General features: G+C 73.8%; 15 protein-coding genes. 8 read left to right on the forward strand and 7 right to left on the reverse strand.

Annotated features, from left to right (window positions below; all coding sequences use genetic code 11):
- The first annotated feature begins 806 nt into the window (after nt 1-806).
- Genes IF02_RS0128890 through IF02_RS0128905 form a run of 4 tightly spaced genes read left to right on the forward strand, consistent with a single transcriptional unit; the run spans nt 807 to nt 5,635 of the window.
- Nucleotides 807-1,991, forward strand: a complete 1,185-nt coding sequence (locus IF02_RS0128890) for an LLM class flavin-dependent oxidoreductase (protein ID WP_030162062.1) — start codon at nt 807-809, stop codon at nt 1,989-1,991.
- 49 nt (nt 1,992-2,040) lie between these two features.
- Nucleotides 2,041-3,420: an NtaA/DmoA family FMN-dependent monooxygenase gene (locus IF02_RS0128895; RefSeq protein ID WP_030162064.1), complete on the forward strand. Its 1,380-nt coding sequence runs from the start codon at nt 2,041-2,043 to the stop codon at nt 3,418-3,420.
- Complete coding sequence (locus IF02_RS0128900) at nt 3,417-4,463, forward strand: LLM class flavin-dependent oxidoreductase (RefSeq protein WP_030162066.1); 1,047 nt, start codon at nt 3,417-3,419, stop codon at nt 4,461-4,463. Before IF02_RS0128895 ends, IF02_RS0128900 begins: the two co-directional genes overlap by 4 nt.
- Before the next feature lie 11 nt (nt 4,464-4,474).
- Nucleotides 4,475-5,635: an LLM class flavin-dependent oxidoreductase gene (locus IF02_RS0128905; protein ID WP_030162068.1), complete on the forward strand. Its 1,161-nt coding sequence runs from the start codon at nt 4,475-4,477 to the stop codon at nt 5,633-5,635.
- 27 nt (nt 5,636-5,662) lie between these two features.
- Here IF02_RS0128905 and IF02_RS0128910 read toward each other — a convergent pair whose 3' ends face one another.
- Complete coding sequence (locus IF02_RS0128910; protein WP_030162070.1) at nt 5,663-7,291, reverse strand: FAD-binding oxidoreductase; 1,629 nt, start codon at nt 7,289-7,291, stop codon at nt 5,663-5,665.
- A 61-nt stretch (nt 7,292-7,352) separates the two neighbouring features.
- Here IF02_RS0128910 and IF02_RS0128915 point away from each other — a divergent pair, with 61 nt between their 5' ends.
- Nucleotides 7,353-8,033: a TetR/AcrR family transcriptional regulator gene (locus tag IF02_RS0128915; RefSeq protein ID WP_030162072.1), complete on the forward strand. Its 681-nt coding sequence runs from the start codon at nt 7,353-7,355 to the stop codon at nt 8,031-8,033.
- Between the two features lie 99 nt (nt 8,034-8,132).
- On the opposite strand, the gene IF02_RS34990 is transcribed toward IF02_RS0128915, so the two are convergent.
- Complete coding sequence (locus IF02_RS34990) at nt 8,133-8,861, reverse strand: hypothetical protein (RefSeq protein ID WP_030162074.1); 729 nt, start codon at nt 8,859-8,861, stop codon at nt 8,133-8,135.
- A 120-nt stretch (nt 8,862-8,981) separates the two neighbouring features.
- Nucleotides 8,982-9,818, reverse strand: a complete 837-nt coding sequence (locus tag IF02_RS0128925) for a class I SAM-dependent methyltransferase (RefSeq protein WP_324603792.1) — start codon at nt 9,816-9,818, stop codon at nt 8,982-8,984.
- A gap of 204 nt (nt 9,819-10,022) precedes the next feature.
- Here IF02_RS0128925 and IF02_RS0128930 point away from each other — a divergent pair, with 204 nt between their 5' ends.
- Entirely contained in the window at nt 10,023-11,066 is a 1,044-nt protein-coding gene (locus IF02_RS0128930; protein ID WP_030162078.1) for a substrate-binding domain-containing protein, read from the forward strand.
- Here IF02_RS0128930 and IF02_RS0128935 read toward each other — a convergent pair.
- Genes IF02_RS0128935 through IF02_RS0128945 form a run of 3 tightly spaced genes read right to left on the reverse strand, consistent with a single transcriptional unit; the run spans nt 11,050 to nt 14,455 of the window.
- Nucleotides 11,050-11,760, reverse strand: coding sequence for a sulfite exporter TauE/SafE family protein (locus tag IF02_RS0128935; RefSeq protein ID WP_030162080.1), 711 nt, complete (start codon nt 11,758-11,760; stop codon nt 11,050-11,052). The genes IF02_RS0128930 and IF02_RS0128935 overlap by 17 nt on opposite strands.
- Nucleotides 11,757-13,199 (reverse strand): amidohydrolase family protein, encoded by a 1,443-nt coding sequence (locus tag IF02_RS0128940; protein WP_078622402.1) that lies wholly within the window; start codon nt 13,197-13,199, stop codon nt 11,757-11,759. The genes IF02_RS0128935 and IF02_RS0128940 overlap by 4 nt, the downstream gene beginning before the upstream one ends.
- Complete coding sequence (locus tag IF02_RS0128945; RefSeq protein ID WP_234318360.1) at nt 13,196-14,455, reverse strand: solute carrier family 23 protein; 1,260 nt, start codon at nt 14,453-14,455, stop codon at nt 13,196-13,198. The genes IF02_RS0128940 and IF02_RS0128945 overlap by 4 nt, the downstream gene beginning before the upstream one ends.
- Before the next feature lie 419 nt (nt 14,456-14,874).
- Here IF02_RS0128945 and IF02_RS0128950 point away from each other — a divergent pair, with 419 nt between their 5' ends.
- A complete protein-coding gene (locus IF02_RS0128950) occupies nt 14,875-17,028 on the forward strand; it encodes a DUF4139 domain-containing protein (RefSeq protein WP_051696625.1) in 2,154 nt (717 codons plus the stop codon).
- A 7-nt stretch (nt 17,029-17,035) separates the two neighbouring features.
- On the forward strand, nt 17,036-18,595 hold the full coding sequence (locus tag IF02_RS0128955; RefSeq protein WP_030162088.1) for a mucoidy inhibitor MuiA family protein: 1,560 nt from the start codon (nt 17,036-17,038) through the stop codon (nt 18,593-18,595).
- Between the two features lie 18 nt (nt 18,596-18,613).
- Here the strand turns inward: IF02_RS0128955 and IF02_RS0128960 are convergent, their stop codons facing one another.
- Nucleotides 18,614-21,037 carry a SpoIIE family protein phosphatase gene (locus tag IF02_RS0128960; protein WP_199809300.1) on the reverse strand — a complete coding sequence of 808 codons (2,424 nt, stop codon included), beginning with the start codon at nt 21,035-21,037 and terminating at the stop codon, nt 18,614-18,616.
- Nucleotides 21,038-21,126 lie beyond the last annotated feature (89 nt).

Consider the following 21,126-nt stretch of genomic DNA (forward strand, 5'->3'; position numbering starts at 1 on the left):
CGGCACCGACAAGATCGGTGTCTACCGGCCCGAGGCTTCCGACTTCTTCGGCGCGGCCAAGGACTCCGACACGGTCATCTACCAGGCCCGCTTCGGCGTTCCCGGCGACAAGCCCATCACCGGTCAGTGGTGACGGTTCAGTAGAACCGATCGGTCCCGTGAAGCCGCCCTCCCCGCTCCGCGGCCGAGGGCGGCGATCGGCCACCAGCGTCAACCGGCAGCTTCCGCTCCCACGGCCGGGTCCTATGCTGACGGGGTGATTGACCGGGGGAGGGTCGTTGCTGCGGCAGCGTGGGGTGTGGTGGCCTTGTCGTTCGTGGCTGTGACCGTGTGGGTGACCCTGGCCGGCCTTGTCGGGTTGGGCTTCACCGGCCACGAGGACCAGCTTCGGATTTCTCAGTGCCGGCACACGGGCGGAGGGCGGGGCGGCAGCTACGTCGAGTGCACCGGCAGCCTCGTTGCCGATGTGGACCGTGGGGCGGTCAGGATCCGGGTGTCCGACGGCGGTGGGACCGCCGGGAAACTCGTACGGGTCGCCAGGACGCCGTGGGGAACGTACGCGGTCGTGGACACGGGCTTCATATCGTGGGCGACGACGCTGCTCTACTCGCTCCTGTCCGTGATCGCCGCAGCGCTGATCCGGCGGGCCGGGCAACATGACTGCCAAGTCCTCTTAATATTGCGGCCATTGAGTGGCGTTGCCGTCCGGCGTAGCGTTTTTCGGGAGAATTTGATGACGGGTTGAATTCGCCCACCCCGCATCGGCCTCCTCTTTCCGCACGCCGATCAGGAAGGCGCCATTCACCGTGCCCGCTTCCGATTCCGCACCACTGCACCTCGCCGTCTCGCTGGACGGCGCGGGCGCGCACCCGGCCGCCTGGCGCGAGCCCGGGGCCCGGCCCGCCGAGCTGTTCACCGCCCGCTACTGGGGCGGCCTCGTCGCGGAGGCCGAGGCCGGGCTGCTCGACTTCGTCGTCTTCGAGGACGGGCTCGCCCTCCAGTCCTCCTCCCCCGGTGGCCACGACGAGCGCACGGACCGGGTCCGCGGCCGGCTCGACGCGGTCCTGACCGCCGCCCGGGTGGCGCCGCTGACCCGCCGCACCGGGCTCGTGGGGGCCGTGACCACCACCCATACCGAGCCGTTCCACATCTCCAAGGCCGTGGCCACCCTGGACCACGTCAGCCGCGGCCGCGCCGGCCTGCACGTCCAGGTCTCCGGACTCCCGTACGAGGAGCGGCACTTCGGCCGCCGACTCGCACCACTCGTGGAGGACGAGCTGCACGAGGAGGCCGCCGACCACGTCGAGGTGGTCCGGCGCCTGTGGGACAGCTGGGAGGACGGCGCGGAGATCCGGGACGTGGCCACGGGCCGGTTCGTGGACCGCGACAAGCTCCACTACATCGACTTCGAGGGCCGGCACTTCAGCGTGCGGGGCCCTTCCATCACCCCGCGCCCGCCCCAGGGCCAGCCCGTCGTGAGCGCGCGCGCCGCCGACAGCGCGGCGTACGGGCTCATCGCCCGGTCCGCCGACATCGGCCACCTCCTGGCCCGCGACACCGAAGGGGCGCGGGCGGCCGTCACCGCCGTCCGCGGGCTCCGCGCCGCCGCGGGGCTCGCCGAGCGGCCGCTGCACCTCTTCGGAGAGCTGACCGTGTTCCTCGACGAGACCGCCGGAGCGGCCGCCGACCGCCGCGGCCGCCTCGACGAGGCCGCGCGCGACCCGTACGACGGTGACGCCGCCGTGTTCACCGGTACGTCGGGGCAGTTGGCGGAGCTGCTCCAGGAGCGCCGGGAGGCGGGGCTGTCGGGCTTCCTGCTGCGGCCCGCGGTCATCGCCCACGACCTGCCCGCCATCACCCGCACCCTGGTGCCGGAGCTCCAGCGGCGGGGCCTGTTCCGCCGGGAGTACGAGGCCGACACCCTGCGCGGTCTGCTGGGACTCGACCGGCCCGTCAACCGCTACGCCGCGGCCACGCTCCCGGCAGCCTGACGCACGCGTCGCCCCGCGTCCCCTCTCCTCGCCTCCGGAAGGACGAACCATGAGCACCAAGCCGCTCAAGCAGATCCACCTCGCGGCCCACTTCCCGGGCGTCAACAACACCACCGTCTGGAGCGACCCGGCGGCCGGCAGCCACATCGACTTCGATTCCTTCGTCCACTTCGCCCGGACGGCGGAGCGCGCCAAGTTCGACTTCCTCTTCCTCGCCGAGGGGCTGCGACTGCGCGAACAGGGCGGGAAGATCTACGACCTGGACGTCGTCGGCCGGCCCGACACCTTCACCGTACTGGCCGCCCTCGCGGCCGTCACCGACCGCCTCGGGCTGACCGGCACCATCAACTCCACCTTCAACGAGCCCTACGAGGTGGCCCGGCAGTTCGCCTCCCTGGACCACCTGTCGGACGGCAGGGCCGCCTGGAACGTGGTGACCTCCTGGGACGCGTTCACCGGCGAGAACTTCCGGCGCGGGGGCTTCCTGCCCCGGGAGGAGCGCTACGGCCGGGCCAAGGAGTTCCTGGCCACCGCGCACGAGCTGTTCGACTCATGGGACGGCAGCGAGATCGTCGCCGACGCCGGATCCGGCACCTTCCTGCGCGACGCCCGGGCCGGGGCCTTCGCCCACAAGGGCCCGCAGTTCGACATCGAGGGCCGGTTCAACGTGCCGCGCAGCCCGCAGGGCCGCCCGGTGGTCTTCCAGGCGGGCGACTCCGACGAGGGCCGCGAGTTCGCCGCCTCCGACGCCGACGCGATCTTCGGCCGGTACGGGACCCTCGACGAGGGCAGGGCGTTCTACGCCGACGTCAAGCGCCGCCTCGCGAAGTACGGGCGCACGCACGACCAGTTGAAGATCCTGCCCGCGGCCACCTTCGTCCTCGGCGACACCGACGCCGAGGCCCGCGAGGCCGCACACGAGGTGCGCCGCCTCCAGGTCAGCGGGCAGACCGCGATCAAGTACCTCGAACACGTCTGGAACCGGGACCTGTCCGGCTACGACCCCGACGGCCCCCTGCCCGAGATCGACCCGGAGACGGGCGAGAACACCATCGCCCTCGGCCGGGCGAGCGTGCGCCAGTTCCGCGACCCGCTGGCGACCGCCCGGCAGTGGCGCGCGCTCGCCGAGGCCAAGAACCTGTCGATCCGGGAACTGGTCATCGCCACCACCTCCGGCCAGACCTTCGTCGGCTCCGCCGCGACCGTCGCCGAGCAGCTCAACACATTGGTGCAGGCGGACGCGGCCGACGGCTTCATCCTGGTGCCCCACATCACCCCGGGCGGCCTCGACACCTTCGCCGACACCGTCGTCCCGCTGCTCCAGGAGCGCGGGGTCTTCCGCAGCGAGTACGAAGGCACCACCCTGCGCGACCACCTCGGCCTCGCGGTGCCGCGGGCGGCCTCCGGACGACGGGCAGCGGCCTCGTGAAGTTCCTGGCGATCACCTTGATCACGGACAACGCGGACCCGGTGACGGGCGCCGCACCTCCCGTCCGGGAGCGGTTCCGCGAGGTCGTCGCGAGCGCGCTGCGCGCGGAGGAGCTCGGCTTCGACGGGTTCGGCGTGGGCGAGCGCCACGAACGGCCGTTCCTGTCGTCCTCGCCGCCCGTGGTGCTCGGCCACATCGCGGCGCTGACCCGGCGGATCCGCCTGTTCACCGCCGTCACCACGCTGAGCCTGCTGGACCCGGTGCGGGCGTACGAGGACTACGCGACCCTGGACCACCTCTCCGACGGCCGCCTCGAGCTGATGATCGGCAAGGGCAACGGCACGGCCCAGCGCGAGCTGTTCCACGTGACCCCCGAGGACCAGTGGGAGCGCAACGCCGAGAGCTACGAACTGTTCCGGCGGATCTGGCGCGAGGACAAGGTGAGCGCCGAGCCGCGCTTCCGCCCCGCACTGGCCGGTGCGGAGGTGCTGCCGCGGCCGTACCAGCGCACCCTGCGCGTCTGGCACGGCAGCGCGACGAGCCGGGAGTCGGTGGATCTGGCGGCACGCTACGGGGACCCGCTGTTCTCGGCGAACGTCACCCACCCCATCGGCCCCTACGCGGAACTGATCCGGCACTACCGGGAGCGCTGGGAGCACTACGGGCATGACCCGGCCCGTGCCGTCGTCGGCGCGGGTACGGCCGGCTACCACGCGGCGCGCACCTCGCAGCAGGCCGTCGCCGCCTACCGGCCGGCCTTCGCCCGGTACCTCGCGGCGCACCGCGCGCAGGGCGTGGAGCCGGTCTTCGCGACCCTGGAGGACTTCGTCGAGCGCAGCTCGGCGCTGATCGGCAGCCCCCAGCAGGTGATCGAGAAGGTCCACCGCTACCACGCGGAGTTCGGCCACACCGTCCTGCACCTGCAGGCCGAGGCGGGCGGGCTCCGGGACGCGGAACACCGCGCCTCCCTCGAACTCTTCCAGTCGGAGATCGCCCCGGTGCTGCGCCGGGAGATCCCCGACCCGTCCTTCCCCGAACTGTAAGGAGCCAGGCCATGTCCGGAATCCCCCTCGGGGTCCTCGACCTCGTCCCGGTCGCGTCCGGCTCGACCGCCGCCGAGGCCCTCACCAACAGCATCGACCTGGCCCGCCGTACCGAGGAGTTCGGCTACACGCGCTACTGGTTCGCCGAACACCACCTCAATCCGGGCGTCGCCGGGACCTCCCCGGCGGTGGTCCTGGCGCTGACCGCGTCCGCAACCACCACCATCCGGCTCGGTTCCGGCGCCGTCCAGCTCGGGCACCGCACCGCGCTGTCGACGGTGGAGGAGTTCGGCCTCATCGACGCGCTGCACCCCGGCCGCCTGGACCTGGGGCTGGGCCGCTCGGCGGGGCCGCCGCAGCGCCGCCGCCCGGAGGAGCCCGGGGGCGAGCCCGTGCCGGTCGCCCCGCTCGCCCCGGGGACGCCGGTCATCGACGGGTACGCCCCGAACGGATTGCGCATCCCGGACCGGTTCTCCTTCGCCCACCTGCTGGGGCATCCGCGGGTCGCGCTCCAGCAGAAGCTGCTCAACCTGCCCGGCGCGCAGCCGCAGGACTACTCCGAGCAGGTCGACGACGTCCTCGCGCTGCTGCGCGGCGAGTACCGCACGCCGGAGGGCGTGGAGGCGCACGCCGTTCCCGGCGAGGGGGCCGACGTACAGGTGTGGATCCTGGGCAGCAGCGGTGGGGTGAGCGCGGAGACGGCGGGCCGCAACGGGCTGCGCTTCGCGGCGAACTACCACGTCAGCCCGGCCACGGTACTGGAGGCCGCCGAAGGGTACCGGGCCGCCTTCAAGCCGTCCGCGGAGCTGGACCGGCCGTACGTGACGGTCTCCGCCGACGTGGTGGTCGCCGAGGACGACGAGACGGCCCGCGAGCTGGCGACCGGGTACGCGCCCTGGGTACGCAGCATCCGTACGGCCGAGGGCGCGATCCCCTATCCCACGCCCGCCGAGGCGCGTGCCCTTCCCTGGTCGGAGGAGGACCGCAAGCTGGTGGCGGACCGGGTGGAGACGCGGTTCGTGGGCTCGGCCCGCACCGTCGCCGACCACTTGGAGCGGCTGCGGGAGGCGACGGGCGCGGACGAGCTGCTGATCACGACGATCACCCACCGGCACGCGGACCGGGTCCGCTCCTACCGCCTCCTGGCGGAGGAATGGCAGCGGCGCGGCTGACGGCCCCGCCGCGGGTGCGCCGTCCGCTCAGCTCCGTTCCCCGTCGAAGAGCACTCCGGGGTTGAGGATCCCCGCAGGGTCGAGCGCGTGTTTCGCGGCCCGCAGCGCCCGGGCGAACGGCTCCGGGCGCTGCCGGTCGTATCCGGGCCGGTGGTCGCGGCCGACGGCGTGGTGGTGGGTGACGGTCGCCCCGTGTGCGCCGAGCACGTCCATCGCGGCGGCCTTGATCTCGTCCCACATCGCGACCTCCGAGCCGCGCCTCGCCGGGGCTATGACGGTGAAGTAGGGGGCGGGGCCGTCGGGGTAGACGTGGGTGAAGCGGCAGTTGATCATCCCCTCGGCGCCGGTGACCTTGCGTACGACGGCGCCCAGGTCCCGGTTCACCGCCTCGTACAGCGCCCCGGCCCGGTCCCAGGTACAGGCCGTTTCGAAGGTCTCGCTGATCACGCTCATCCGCGCGAGTCCGTCGCGCAGGTAGGGCATGCGCAGGAACGCGGAGCGCCACGTGCCGGCCGCGGAGTCCTCGGCGCGGCCGCCGGCCGCGGACGGGGTCGGGATCGGCGAACCGCCGTGATCCCGCGCCAGGGCGACCAGCTCGGCGAGCCGGTCGGCGACGGGGAAGTGCGCGGACTCCACCCCGAGGACGAGTACGCTCCGGCCGCCGCCGGCCACGCCCGCGAGCGCCGCCTCGCCCGGGTCGAGCAGCCGGCAGTTGGCCGGGTGCAGGCCCGACTGCGCGATGGCGCGGACCGCGCCGGTCGCGGCCTGGAAGCCGTCGAACAGGACCGAGGCGGAGGCCTTGTGGCGGGGCCGGTCCTGGAGCCGCATCCATGCCTCGGTGATCACTCCGAGCGTGCCCTCCGATCCCAGGAACAGCCGGTCGGGGGACGGGCCCGCGCCCGAACCGGGCACGCGCAGCGACTCGTTGACGCCGACCGGGGTGACCACGCGCAGGGATTCGGTCAGGTCGTCGACGTGGGTGAGGAGCGTGGCGTAGTGGCCGCCGGCCCGGGTCGCCAGCCAGCCGCCGAGGGTGGAGAACTCGAAGCTCTGCGGAAAGTGGCGCAGGGTCAGTCCGTGCGGCCGCAACTGGGCTTCCAGGTCGGGCCCGAGCACGCCCGCCTGGATCCGTGCCGCCCTGCTCGCGGTGTCGATGTCGAGTACGCGGTCGAGGGCGGCGAGGTCCAGGGAGACCACGCCGCCCCGCCGGTCCCCGCGGTACTCCACTCCCCCGACCACCGAACTGCCGGCCCCGTAGGGCACGACCACCACGTCCGCGCTCTCGGCCCAGTCCAGGACGTCCACGACGTCCTGCTCGCTACGGGGGAAGGCCACCTGGTCCGGAGCCGCCCCGAGTTCGCCCCGCAGGGCCCGTACGACGTCCCGGTAGGCCTTGCCGTAGGTGTGCGAGGCCCGGTCCGGCGGGGTGTCGGACATCAGGTGGGCGAGGGAGGCCGGCGGGGTGACCCGGGCCGCGGGCAGCTCGACGGACCGGACGTCGGGTACCGGCAGCGGGGTGTCGGCCGCCCCGGGGACGAGCGCGCCGAGGGCGACGCACTCGCTGTCGGGCAAGGCCTTGTCATCGGTGCCCCAGCCCCACCAGGAGCGGCGGGGGCGGGGCGAGGCGAGAGGGGCGGCGGGCACGGTCTCTGCCATGGCGATATGACCCTTCGGTAATTTACCGCTTGGTAATTTACTCCACCGTATAGTTCGTCTCATGGACTCCACAAGCGCCGGCGCCGTACCGGGCAGCCCCCCGACCGCCTCGCCGCCGCCGGGCAGGCGCCGGGGCAGACCGGCGGGGACGAAGGGCGTACCGCGCGCCGAGCGCGAGGCGCAGATCCTCGCCGCCGCGCTGGAGGAGTTCGGCCGACACGGTCACGCCGCCGCGTCGATGGCCGCGATCGCCCGGCGGGTGGGCGTGACGAAGCCGATGCTCTACGCCTACTTCGACTCGAAGGACGGGCTCTACCTCGCCTGCCTCGAACACATCGCCGCCCGCGTCATCGCGGCCATCGACGAGGCGATGTCCGGCGGAGCGGCCGCCACCGCCGAGGAGCAGCTCCCCCATGCCGTCCTCACCGGGCTCTTCACGGCCCTCGAAGAACGGCGGCACGCCTGGTTCGTCCTCTACGACAGGAGCTTGCCGCCCGGATCCGAACTGCGCCTGGCCGCCCAGCGGCACCGCGAGGCGGTCGACGTACTCGCCGCGACGGGCACCGCGGCACTGCTGAGCGGCCGCGGCAACGAGGACCCCCTCGACGCCGACGCCCTCAAACAGGTGTGGACGGGCACCGTCAGTGCCCTCATGGGCTGGTGGATCGCCCACCCCGACCAGTCAGCCGAGGACATGAGCACCCGCTGCGCCCGCCTGCTGACGGCCATCCGCGGCGCCTGACGAGTGGCCTCCGCTCCACCCCATCGGCACCCCCGGGCCGGAGGCAGAGCCGGCAGGCCCGGGGAAGCACCGCGTGGTGGCACCCGCAGTACGGGCCGGTCAGGCGGTGGCCGGCACCGGAGCGTTCTCCGTCTCCTCCCCTGCCGCTGCCTCGTCGGTGGTGGCCGGGGCCTCGCCCGCCTCGCCGTGGTGCGGGAGGGCCGTGTAGTAGACGGTGGCGCCCTGCTTGACGCGCTCCGCCAGGCTGCGGGCCACCAGACGCTCGGTGGTCGTGCGCACCAGGTTGTCGCTGACGCTGCGGTCCGGGTGCGCGGTCTTCAGGGCCTGGGCGATCTCGCGGGCCGTCTTCGGCTCCGCCTGACCGCTGAGGTGCCGGTGGATCAGCTCGGTCAGCGGAACCTGCTTCTCCTTGGAGGCGACGGCCTTCTCCTTGGGCGCGGCCGCCTTCTCCTGGGGAGCGGCAGCCTTCGCCTTCGCGGGCTCCTTCGCCGCGGCCTTCACGGGCGCCTTCGCCGCGGCCTTCACGGCGGTCGTCTTCCTGCCGGCCGCCTTCTTCGTGGTCGCCTTCTTCGCGGTGGTGTTCTTCGCGGTGGTGTTCGTCGCGGTCTTCTTGGCGGTGCGCGGGGCGGGCACCGCAGTGGCGATGTCACCGAGGGCCGAGCGCATTCCGACGAGGAGTGCGTGGTCCTGCTCCAGACCGGCCAGGCGCTGCTGGAGGGAGGTGATCTCCTCTCGGATGCGTTCCTGCTCGGCGGTGTTCAGGTCGAGGTCGGCGGCGACCTTCTCTGCGTACTGGGACTTGAGGGTGGGAATCTCCTGAGCGGGCATGTGGGCTCCTCCGATGGATGGTGTTGGGTGCGGACTCTACTCACGTGACCTGTGGGTTGTGTGAGTTTGAGCGGTACCGGTCCCAAAGGAAGCGCCTGTGGTCGGACTTGGATGTGTGGGCTACGGGCGGGTGGCGGTGACGAGGTAGTAGTCCAGGATCTGCTGCTCCCAGGCGGCCAGGAAGTTCCGGGGCCAGGTGCCCGGCGCCCACAGGCGTGCGAGCCAGCGGTCCCAGCCGGGCCAGACCTGCTGACCGATCGAGGCGATGCGCACGTTGACGAAACCGGCGTCCGCCAGGGCCTCGTCGAGCCGGGAAACGGGCCGGGCGATGTCCAGGCCGCTGGCGAACGAGTCGAGCAGCCCCGCGAGCCGTTCCGCCGGCTCGGGCGCTCCCTCGACGCTGAAGAAGCTGGCGACCGCCACCCGCCCGCCGGGGCGCAGGACCCGCGCCGCCTCGCGGGCGAACGCGGCAAGGTCCGGAAAGTGCTGGGCCGCCTCGACGCTGTACAGGCAGTCGAACTCGGCGTCGCCGAGCGGCAGGCTCTCCGCCGCACCGAGCACGAAGCGCAGCCGGGGCGGCCGGGCTTCGAGCAGCAGGGAGTTCGCTTCGCGCGCCCGCCGGAGCTGCTGGGGGTGGATGTCCACCCCGGTCATCTCCGCGGGCCCGTACTCTTCCAGGGCGAGGGCGCACCCGAGGCCGAGACCGCAGCCGATCTCCACGGCCCGCCCGCCCGCGGGACCGACCGCGTCGAGTACGTGCCGGTAGAGGTCCTGCTCGCTGCGGATCCGATCGCCCTGGGACAGCGGCTGTTCGAGATCGACCGCCTGCCAGTAGCCGAAGTTGATGAACCCACCGGCGAACACCGGCACGGCGCTGAGATCGGCCGGCCCGTACGTCTCCCACACCTCGGGCCGCACGACCGGAGCGGGCTGCTCTGCAGGGGTCCCCGACAACACCCCACCACCTCCTCGTGACGGGGCGTTGCGCCCCGGATCCCCAGTGTGGCGTGCGGGCCCCCGTCGCGACAGAGGACCCGCCCGGCATGCGGCCGGGAGCGCGGGTCCTGGGGGATCATTGGCCGACCCGGCAGGCGCTTGCCTCGTACGGGTCGGCGAGGATGGCGGGGTCACCCGTCCGCAACACGTGAGGAGTCCGCGCAGATGCCCGCGTCCGGTCCCGGCCCCAAGCCTCCGACGATCGCCGATGTGGCGCGTGTCGCCGGGGTGTCGCGCACGACGGTCTCGCACGCCCTCAACGGGCTCGGCAAGGTCGACCCCCGCACCCGGGAGCGGATCAAGCAGGTTGCCGCCGAGCTCGGATACCGGCCCAACCTGCGGGCCCAGCGGCTGCGCCACGGGCAGGCCAAGGCCATCGCGCTCGCCTCCTCGATGCCGTTCGCGGTGGCCGGCGGGCCGTCCCGGCTCGGGTTCTACATGGAGATCGCCGCCGCCGCGGCCGAGAGCGCCCTGCTGCACGACTACGCCCTCGTACTCGTACCGCCCGTCCAGTCCGGTTCCGGGCTGCACTCCGTCGACATCGACGGGGCCATCGTCGTCGAGCCGGACGTGAACGACCCCGCGACGGCCCGGCTGCGGGAGCGCGGGCTGCCGTACGTGGCGCTCGGCAGACCCGTCTCCCCGGACGAGCAGGTTCCGTACGTGGACCTGCACGGCGGGCCCGTCGCCGAGATGCTCCTCGCCCACCTGCACCAACAGGGCGCCGAGCGGCCCGCGCTGATCATCGGGTCCGGCGAACGGCACTCCTCCGTGGACGCGCGCGAGGCCTACGGGCGCATGGCCGCGGCGTACGGCTGGCCGCCGGTCGTGGCGACCGCCCCCGAGGCGGGCGGCGAGCAGGCCGGATACGAGCGCTGCGCGGCCCTGCTCGCCGAGCACCCCGGGACCGACGCCGTCTGCGCGCTGGTGGACGCCTTCGCGGTCGGCGCGGTCCGGGCGATCCGGGACAGCGGGCGGACCGTACCGGACGACGTCATGGTCGTCACCCGGTACGACGGACTGCGCGCCCGTACCTGTGATCCGCTGCTCACCGCCGTCGACCTGCACCTGGACCGGGCGGCGGCCGACGCGGTGGAGCTGCTGCTGGGACGGCTGCGGGGCGGGGCGGCGCCCACCACGTCGGTGGCGGCGCCCCCGCCCCGGCTGGTCGTACGGGCCTCCTCGCTGCGGATCACACCCCCAGCATGAGGACCACCCCGGAGACCAGGGCGAACAGCAGGACGAACAGGCGCATCCTGCGGGCCTCCAGGCGGTGGTGCACCAGCCGGCTCAGCCACGCCCCGGCGGCGATGGCCGGAAGCAGCAGGACGGCCTGGCCCAGATCCTGGACACGGCCCTGCCCGGTGGCGAACAGCAGGACCAGCGAAGCCACTTCACCGATGAGGAAGCAGACGGCGACGGTGGCGCGCAGCTCCGCCGGCGGCCGGTGCTGGTAGACCAGGGCCAGCGGCGGGCCGCCCACGCCGGTCGCGGTCTCCGTCAGCCCCGTCACCGCGCCCGCCCCGACGTAGGCGGCCCGGCCTGGGGTGAACGCGGGTGCGGCGAGGCTCGCCACCGCCGCCAGGACGGTGGCGATGCCCACGAAGAGGCCGAGGCTGCGGTCCGGTATCAGCCAGAGCAGGGCCAGCCCGCCGGGGGTCGCGGCGAGCCGGGCGCCGGTGATCCATCCGGCGCCCCGCAGGTCCAGCGCGGCCCGCTCGCGCCAAGCGACGTACAGGTTCAGCGGGATCATCGACGCCAGGACGAACACCGGGAGCAGGCCGGGATCGAGGATCCCCGCCACGGGGGCGACGATCAGGGCGAAGCCGAGCCCGCTGCTGCCCTGGACGAAGGCGGCGAGGGCCACGGTGAGGGCGAGCACCGTCAGCGTCGCGGGGTTCATCGTGCGGTGTTCCGCGCGCGGGCCGCCGTGGAGGTGGGGTGGACCCGGGTGATGGGGGCCCGTTCCACGGCGGCGCGGGCCAGTTCGGCCGCTCGCCGGACGAGCGCGGGACCGTCCCATCCGGTGGGCCGTCCGCGCCACAGGCGCATCCGGCCCTCGACGAACACGGCGGTGATCTGGTCGCGGTTGCCCCGTCGTACCAATTCCCACGGCAGGTCCCAGGAGAGGGCGAGTTCGGGGTTGGTGACGTCGACGAGGAGGAAGTCGGCGGCCAGGCCCGCCGCGACGGTGCCGGTACGGGAGCCGAGGCCGACGGCGTCGGCGCCGCCGCGCGTGGCGTGTTCGAGCCAGGTCCACCCGGCGCCGCACGAGGAGTCGCCGGTGGCGAGGCCGTACGCGATCCGCTGGGCGAACTCGGCCGCGTCGGCGAGCCGGAACCCGTCGCCCCGGGTGCCGTCGGTGCCGAGTCCGAAGCGGATGCCGCGCTCGGCCATGGCGGTGGCCGGCGCGACGGCGTTGCCCTTCCAGGCGCTGGCGACGGGGTTGTAGCTGACGGCGGTACCCGTGTCGGCGAGCAGGGTCATCTCTCGGGGGGTGAGCAGGGTGGCGTGCGCGGCGAGCAACTGCGGGCCGAGCGCGCCGATGTGGTGCAGGTGCTCGAGCGGGCGCATGCCGTGGCGTACCAGCGAGCGTTCGACGCCGGCCAGGTGCTCGTTGACGTGGATCTGCACGGTGGCCCCGGCTTCCGCGGCGAGCCGGGCGGTGCCCCGGAGGGTGGCGTCGGTGGCCGCCTCGGGGACGGAGACGGCGAGGGAGGCGTGGACGAGCGGGTCGCCGTCGTACCGGGCCAGGTGCTCGACCGCGCCGTCGAGTACGCAGGGGCCGTCCGTCGTGGCGTCGTCGCAGACGAGTCCCAGGACGCAGCGGATGCCCGCGTCGCGGGTGGCCGAGGCCACGACGTCGACGTCCACGCCGGTGCGGTTGCCGGCGTCGGCCACGGTGGTGAACCCGCCGCGCAGCGCTTCGAGCGCCGCCAGCTTCGCCGCGGTGTACGCCGACTCCTCGTCCAGGGCGCCCTCCAGCGGCACCCAGACCCGGCGGAAGATCTCCGACGGCTCCCCGTAGGCGAGGGCGGAGCCGAAGCTCTGCGTGAGGTGGTGGTGGGCGTCGACGAAGCCGGGCATCAGGAGGTGGCCGGGCAGCCGTACGGGGTCGAGCAGCGGATGGGTGCGCTCCAGCTCCCCGGCGGGGCCGACGGCCCGGAAAGCGCCGTCGGCGACGACGACCGCCGTGCCGTCGGCGGGGCCTTCGGGCAGCAGCACGGCGTCGGGTACGAGGAGGAGCGGGCCGGGACCTTCAAGCAGGTCGCGGAGGCCGCGGACGTCGTGAGGGTTGTGGAGCTCGTTGGGGTCGAGGAGGTCGTGGAGGAGCTGGTTCATCGGTCGCTTTCCGTACGGGCTGCGGCGACGCGCGCGGCGACGCCGGGCCTGATGTGGTGGAAGAGGACATGGAGCAGGGCGGCCACGAACGCGCCGACGGCGACGCCGCTCTCCAGGAGGATGCGGAGGTTCGGCGGGAAGCCCGCGTACACGCCGGGGATGAGGATGGGCAGCAGGCCGAGCGCGAGGGCGACGGCGCAGACGAAGGTGTTGGTGTGCTGGTCGAGGTCCGAGCGGCCGAGCATCTGGATGCCGAGCACCGTGATGACGGCGAAGACGACCATGGCGGTGCCGCCGATGACCGCGGACGGGATGACGCTGACGGCGCGGGTGACGGGCGCGAGGAAGCCGATGGCGATGAGGACGACGCCGGCGGCGGCGGTGACGAAGCGGCTGCGCACGCCGGTGACGCGGACGATCCCGATGTTCTCACCGCTCGTCACCATCAGCGGCAGGCCGAGGAATCCGCCGGCGAGGGAGGTGAGCGCGTCGCCCCTGATGGTCTTGGGGACGGCGGTGCGCCGATCGATCTCCTTGCCTACGGCCTCGGCGTTGATGACGGTCTGCCCGGTGGCCTCCGCCATGGAGGCGAGGCTGTAGAGCATCAGCGGCAGCGCGGCGACGAGGTCGAACCGCGGTGAGCCGAACGGCAGCAGCTGCGGCGCGTTGAACAGGCCGCCCTCGGCGGCGCGGCCCAGGTCGACGGCGCCGATGACTGCCGCCAGTGCGGTGCCGGCGAGCAGGCCGAGCATGACGGCGAGCCGGCGCATGATGCCGGTGAACACCAGGTAGAGGACGACGGTGAACCCGATGGTGGCCATGCCGAGTCCGAGGTGCGCGGGGTCGGCGAACCCTGGCTCGCCGGGGCGGCCGGTGACGAGGACGGCGCCGACCTTCACCAGGTTGACGCCCACGATGACGATCATCGTTCCGATGACGAGGGTGGGGAAGAAGCCCAGCAGCCGCGAGAAGACGGGGAGGACGACGAAGGAGAAGAGCGCGGTGAGGATGACCGCCCCGGTGGCCGTGCGCAGGCCGTGCTGCTCGGCGATGGCGAGGAAGAGGACGAGGGGCGCGCCGCCCGGCAGCATCACGAACGGGAGCCGGGGACCGAATTTCCACGGCCCGAGCGACTGGATGAGGGAGCCGACGCCGGAGAGCACGAAGGCCGCGGAGAGCAGGTTGACGGTCAGGTGCGGATCGAGGCGGAGGGTGGCGCTCATCAGGAAGATCGCCGAGATCGGTGTGGCCGCCATGACGAGGACGTGCTGGATGCCGAAGAGGAGGATCCGGCCGAGGGGGCGGGACTCGTCGACGGGGTGGACGCCGCCGGGGTGTGTGGCTCCGGAGTGTGTGGCTTCAGGGTGTGTGGCTTCGGGGTGAGTGTCCTCGGGTGCAGTGGTGTGGGAGTCGGGCGGCTGCGGCGTCGGGGGCTGGTGGGTACCGGGGACGGTGTGGCGGGGGCTTGACACGTTCGAGCTCCGATCGGCGTTCGACACGCATGAGTTCAGCCGCGATCCGGCCCTGGACGGGGAGCCAAATCGATTTGGCCAAATCGATTTGGCCGTCAGTATGTGAGGGCCCCGGACGGCCGTCAAGGGCTCCGGCAACCGGTGCGCGGCCCGCGGGCGTAGGCTTCGCTGAGCACGGGCGCGACGGGGGCGGGGCGGAGAACATGACGAACAAGACGGCACGGACGTGGGGTTCGACCCTCGATTCGGTCGTGGTGTACGCGCAGGGGGCGGTCTGCCGCCGCCTGGTCCGCGGCAGCATCCCGCCCGACGCCCGGCTGCGGGTGACGGGACTGCCCCGCTCGCTGGACCCGGGGTCCCTGCGGGCCCGGGTCCTGAACGCCCCCGGAGTACGCGTCACCGAGGCCCGGGTGGAGGTCGAGGCCGAACCCCTCGGCGCCGGCACGCCCGACGCGTTGCGGCGCGAGGTCGTGCGGTTGCGCGAGGAGTGCGCGGCGGCGCAGGGCCGCCGGGAGCGGCAACTGGGCCTGATCGAGGAGGTCAGGGGGCTGCACCCGGTGCCGCCGGAGCGTCGGCGCGGGGACCCGCACCGCCGCACACCGGTCGACGCGTGGCTGGAGCTCGCCGAGTTCGTCGACGCCCGGCTGGCACGGCTGCACGCGCGCCTCGTCGAACTGGAGGAGGCGCAGCGCCTCGTCGAGCACGAGCTCTCCGTCGCCGTGGACAGGCTCGCCCGCGCTTCCACCGACGCGCCGTCGGCGCATGTGGAGACCACGGTCTGCGCGGTGCTGACCCTCGGCGGCGCCACGGACGCGGAGGCCCCGGAGCCGGAGCCGGAAGTGGAGCTGGAGCTGGAGCTGGAATACGCGGTGCCCGGCGCCGTCTGGGTGCCGACCTACCGTCTCACCCACCGTCAGGGCGACGGGGCCGGCCGTCTCCTGCTGCGCGCCTCGGTCGCCCAGCGCACCGGCGAGGACTGGACCGGCGTACGCATCGCCCTGGCCACCGCCGACCTCCGGCGCCGCACCGACCTCCCGAAGTTGCGCTCGCTGCGGATCGGACGCCGTCAGCCCGCCCCCGCGCCTTCCGGCTGGCGCGAGCCTCCGGCAGGGCTCGCCGACCTGTTCGCCGGGTACGCGGCGGCCGGCGCACGTCCGGCTGTCGGGGCCGGCTCCGCGCCCGGTCCCGTTCCGCCACCGCCGCCACCCGGCCCCGCACCCGTACCCGTCCCCGTACCGGTTTCGGCACCGCCCCCGGCACCGCAGGGTTACGGCGCGCCGCCCGGTGCGTTCCCGGTACCCGGCGGCGCGGACGGCGCCCATGGCTTCGGCGCCGCCGTGCCCGCCCCCGCACCACCGGCCCGTTCACGCGCCGCGGGCAGGCCGGGCGGTGGCGGGGCGGCCTTCGCCGCACCCGCAGCCGCACCCGCACCCGCACCCGCCGCGATGGCATCCGCGCCGATGGCCCCCGCTGCTCCCGGCGGGGCCCCGCTCCTGCCGCCTCCCACGCCGCCGGCCGGTCCGCCGCGGCCGAGCGGTGCCGAGCTCGACTACGCCGCCCTCGTCTTGTGCGGCCCCGACGAGCAGGGTGGGCGCCGGGGCCGGCTGTTCCCGGACGCCCCCTTCGACCCGGTCGCGGCCGAACACCGCCGCCGCGCCGAGGCGGTGGCCGCGCTGCCGCTGCCCGGACACGCCGTGCGCCCCCGCGAGTCGGCGGGTTCCTTCGACCACCGCTTCGATGCCGCCGCCCGCGCCGACATCCCCTCGGACGGCACCTGGCACACCGTCACCGTCGGCGAGATCCCGGTCGGTCTGCGCACCGAGTACCTCTGCGTGCCGTCCGTGGAGCAGACCGCGTACGCGACGCTGGTGCTCTCCAACGCCACCGACCAGGCCCTCCTCGCCGGTCCGGTGGAGGTCACCGTCGACGGCGAGTTCCTGCTGACCGCCGCCCTGCCGACGCTCGCCCCCGGCGGTGTCCGCCGGGTGGGGCTCGGGCCGGCCGAGGGCATCGCGGTCACCCGCCGTACGAACCTGCACGAGTCGACGGCGGGCCTGCGGGGCAACACCACGGTGCTCGACCACCGGGTCCACGTGGAGCTGGCCAACCGGCTCGCCGGGCCCGTCACGGTCGAGGTCCACGAGCGGGTGCCGGTCACCACCGATCCGGACGTCCGGATCGAGGAACGGGCCGACTGGGCGGCGCCCGAGGAGGGCGCGGGGCCCGAGCACCACGCACCGGGAACCCGCATCTGGCGGGTGAACCTGCCCGCCGGCGCCACCACCGCCCTCGACGGCGGCTACGAGATCCGCATCCCGGCCGGCAAGGGCCTGGTCGGCGGCAACCGCAGGAGCTGACACAGCCATGTCCACGGCCCCCACGCCGATCGCCCTCCCCGTCACCGCGGTGACCTGTCTGGAGGACCGGGCCCACATCGAGCGCACCGCCGTGCTCGATCTCGAGGCCGGAGTCCAGCGGCTGCGTCTCGGGCCGGTCAGTGCGCTGGCCGTCGACCGCACCCTCCATGCCGAGCTGACCGCCGATCACCCGGCGACCGTGCTCGACGTACGGATGGTCCGCACCTGGACGCCCATCGGACCGGTGCCCTCCACCGACGACTCCGCCCTGCGCCGCCGCGTGCACGAACTGGAAGGCGAGCGGCACGCCGTGGAGCAGCGGCGCGACCGGCTGCACGCCCGCCTCGACGTGCTCGGGCGCCTCGCCGCCGATCTGCTGCGGGACATCGGTGAGGGCGCCGGCTCGGGAGAGAGCGACGCGTCCCGCTGGGCCGGTGAACTGGACCGGGTGGACGGTGAGCGCGAGGAGTTCGGCGAGCAACTCCGTTCCGTTGAATCCCGGTTGGCCTCGCTCGATACCGAACTCGGCGAGGTCCGGCGGGCCATGGCCGGCTCCGGGACGGAGCCCGCCGAGCTGGTCGGCCATGTCGAGCTGACCGTGGACGCCTCGGCCGCCGGGCCGGTCCGGCTGCGCCTGAGCCACCTCACTCCGTGCGCGCTGTGGCGGCCCGCCTACCGGGCCGTACTCGAAGGCGACCGGCTGACGCTGGAGACCGACGCGATGGTCTGGCAGCGCACCGGCGAGGACTGGTCCGACGTACGGCTGACGTTGTCGACGGCCCGGTCGGCGCTGGCCACCGATCCGCCGCGGCTCGGCGAGGACCGGCTGACGCTGGGCGACCGCACCGCAGCCGAACGCCGTTCGGTCGACGTCGAGTTGCGCGAGGAGGCGATCGGGGACCTCGGCCCGGCCCCGGTGCTCGGCCTGCCGGGGGTGGACGACGGCGGTGTAGCGCGGGTGCTGGGCTCGCCCACACCGGTCTCCGTCCCCGGTGACGGGCGCGCCCACCGGGTGCCGCTGTCCGCGTTCACCGCGCCGGCGAGCAGCGAGTACGCCTGCTCGCCCGAGCTGTCCCCACTGGTCACCCGGGCGGTGCGGTTCGACAACGGGTCCGGCCACGCGCTGCTCGCCGGTCCCGTGGACCTGGTCCGTACGGGCGGGTTCAGCGGGCGCGGCACGCTGGACTTCACCGCCCCCGGCGCCCCGGTCGTCCTGGCCTTCGGCAGCTGCGACGACCACAGCGTGGTCCGGGAGGCCGAGGAGTCCCGGACCACCGCCGGAATCACCCAGCGGACCGTGGTCACCCGCACGGTCCGCCTGCACCTGTCCCGGTTCTCCGCGCCCTCGGAGCACGGCGAACGGGTGGTCGTCGTACGGGAGCGGATCCCGGTCTCGGAGGTCTCGGCGGTGGAGGTGCGCCTGCGCAAGGAGGCCTGCTCCCCCGCGCCCGCCGCGGTCGACGCCGAAGGCATCGCGCGCTGGGACGTCACGCTCCCGCCGGGCGGCCGCCGTACGGTCACCCTGGTCTACGAGCTGTCGGCGAGCGCCAAGGTCGCGGGCATCTGACGCGTCGCGCCGGCGGTGTCAGCCGACCTGGATTCCGATGACGCAGGTGTCGTCGTCCGTGTCGGAGCGGCTCTCGGCGAGGAGGCGGTCCAGCTGGTCGTCCAGGTCGCCGACCCCGGCGGCCGCCGCGCCCACGAGGTGGCCCAGGGAGTCCTCCACCGAGGAGTCGCGCCGCTCCACCAGTCCGTCCGTGAACATCAGCAGGGTGTCGTCCGGTTCCAGCTGGACCTCCCGTTCGATGTAGGTGACGTCCGGCAGGGCTCCGAGGAGGAGGCCCTCGATGAGCGGGAAGGCTTCGGGCTCGCCGCCGCGGACGAGTACGGGCGGCAGGTGCCCGGCGCGCGCCCAGCGCATCACCCGGGTACGGGGGTCGAAGAGCCCGCATACGGCGGTGGCCGTCACGTGTTTCGCCAGGTGGTGGGTGACCGTGTTGAGCCAGGACAGCAGCTGGGCGGGGCCCGCTCCGGTCACGGCGAGACCGCGCAGGGCGTTGCGCAGGACGACCATGCCGGTGGCGGCCTCGATGCCGTGTCCGGCGACGTCGCCCACGGAGAGCATGATCAGCCCGGAGGGCAGGACCACGGTGTCGTACCAGTCGCCGCCGACGAGCGACTCGGACTCCGCGGGCCGGTAGCGGACGGCCACGCGCAGGCCCGGGGCTTCGACGGCCGGCGGGGTGGGAGGCATGATGGCGTGCTGGAGCTGGAGGGTGAGGCGGTTGCGTTCGGCGGACTCGGCGGCGGTGTGGGCGAGTTGGTCCCGGGTCGCGGCCAGGGCGACTTCGGTCCAGTGCTGGGCGGAGATGTCCTGGTAGGCGCCGCGGACGGCGTGCAGGCGCCGGTCGGCGTCGAGGACGGGTTCGGCGACGACGCGGATGTGGCGGGTGATCCCGTCGGACCTGCGCAGGCGGAGATCGACGGATGCGGGGCGGCGGTAGCTCAGCACGGCCCGCAGGAAGCGGCCCAGGGCGGCGGAGTCGTCGGGGTGGGTGTAGCTCGGCAGTTCCCGCAGCGGTACGGGCGGGGCGCCGGCCGGCAAGCCGTGCAGCGCGTACAGCTGGGCGTTCCAGGTGATCTCGCCGGTGACGAGGTTCTCCTCGAAGCCGCCGATCCGGCCCAGGCGCTGGGCATGCTGGAGGAGGTCGGCCAGGCGTGCCGTCTCGTCCTCGATCCGCCAGATCAGCAGGACGGCCGCGCCGTGCCGGCTGACGCTGATGTCCGCGACCGAGGTCAGCGGGATCTGGTCGACGAGCGCGGTCAGGCTCATGCGTTCGGCCCTGAAGGGTTCGCCGGTCGCGTGCACGCGCTCGATGATGTCGAACAGCCCGTTCTCGCCGGCGGCCATCGGATAGGCCTCCAGCAGCAGGGCGCCGTTCACGTCGGCGCGCTGCCGTCCGGCGGGGTCGACGAAGCGGCTGCTGGCGTGGCGGATGCGGAAGTCGGTCAGCCGGCCCCCGGGATCGAGCACGGGGGTGAGGATGACGGCGGGGTCGTGCAGTCCTTCGGCGAGGTCGGTCAGCTCCGAGACGTCCGGGAGCACCGCGTCGGGGAGGTCGGGATCGCCCGGGGCCGAGGTGTCCATGGTGCGGGCGCAGAGTTCGGCGAGGGCCTCGACCTGGCGCTCGATCTGCGGGGGTTGCGGCGCCAGGGGCCCGGGCCAGCAGATTTCGAGGACGCCGTGGATGCGGCCGCCCGTCCCGGCCGGTACGGCCATCCGTCCGCCGTCGGGCCAGTGCAGGTGGGCGATCGAGGGCAGCCCTTCGCGTTGCAGGCGGGCGAGGGTGACGAGGCGGCGTTCGCGCAGGGCGAGGCGGGCGACGGTGGAGACGCCCGGGGGGACGTGGCGCCAGCGCGCGGCTTCCCCGGGCGGGAATCCGGCGTACCCGGCGAGGGCCAGGGAGCCGTCGGGCGCCGCGGTCCACACGGCGACGGCGGTCGCTCCCAGGGGTTTGAGGGCGTTCGTCAGGAGGGATTCGGCCACCGCCTGGGTGTCGTCGGCGGCGGCCAGCATCCCGCTCTCGGCGGTGCGCAGCCGGACCGCCACCCTGGTGGACGGCTTGGCGGGGCCGAGCGTGCCGGTCCGTTCGACGAATTCGGCGGCGACCTCGCTGACGTGGTCGCGGGCGGCCTGGTTGACGATGTCGGCGGCGAGGTCGAGCGGGGACAGCCCGGTCTCGCGGGACAGCTCGTCCAGCTGCCGTGCCGCCGCGGCGGGGGTGCAGCTGAGTTGTCCGATCAGGATGCCCTTGGCCAGTTCGACCAGGGCCCTGCCGTCCGCGGTCGCGTGCGCCGCCTGCACCTCGCCGCGCAGGCGTTCGACGGTGGCGACGAGGCGTCCGAGAGGGGTCGGGGCCTGGTGCGGGATCGTCTTGCGGCAAGGCTCCTCGGTGGCCGCTTCCGGTGCCCGCGCATCGCCGTGCCACTGTGTGTCGGGGGTGCTCACGGTGTTTCCGGCTCCTTGCTGGGACGGTCCCGGTTGTGGTGGCCGGGCCGTGGGGTGGCTGCACGGGCGGATGGGGCTGGTGGGGCGGC

Origin of the sequence: Streptomyces sp. NRRL S-244 (assembly GCF_000717915.1) — a bacterium.
In the GTDB taxonomy this organism is placed as follows: domain Bacteria; phylum Actinomycetota; class Actinomycetes; order Streptomycetales; family Streptomycetaceae; genus Streptomyces.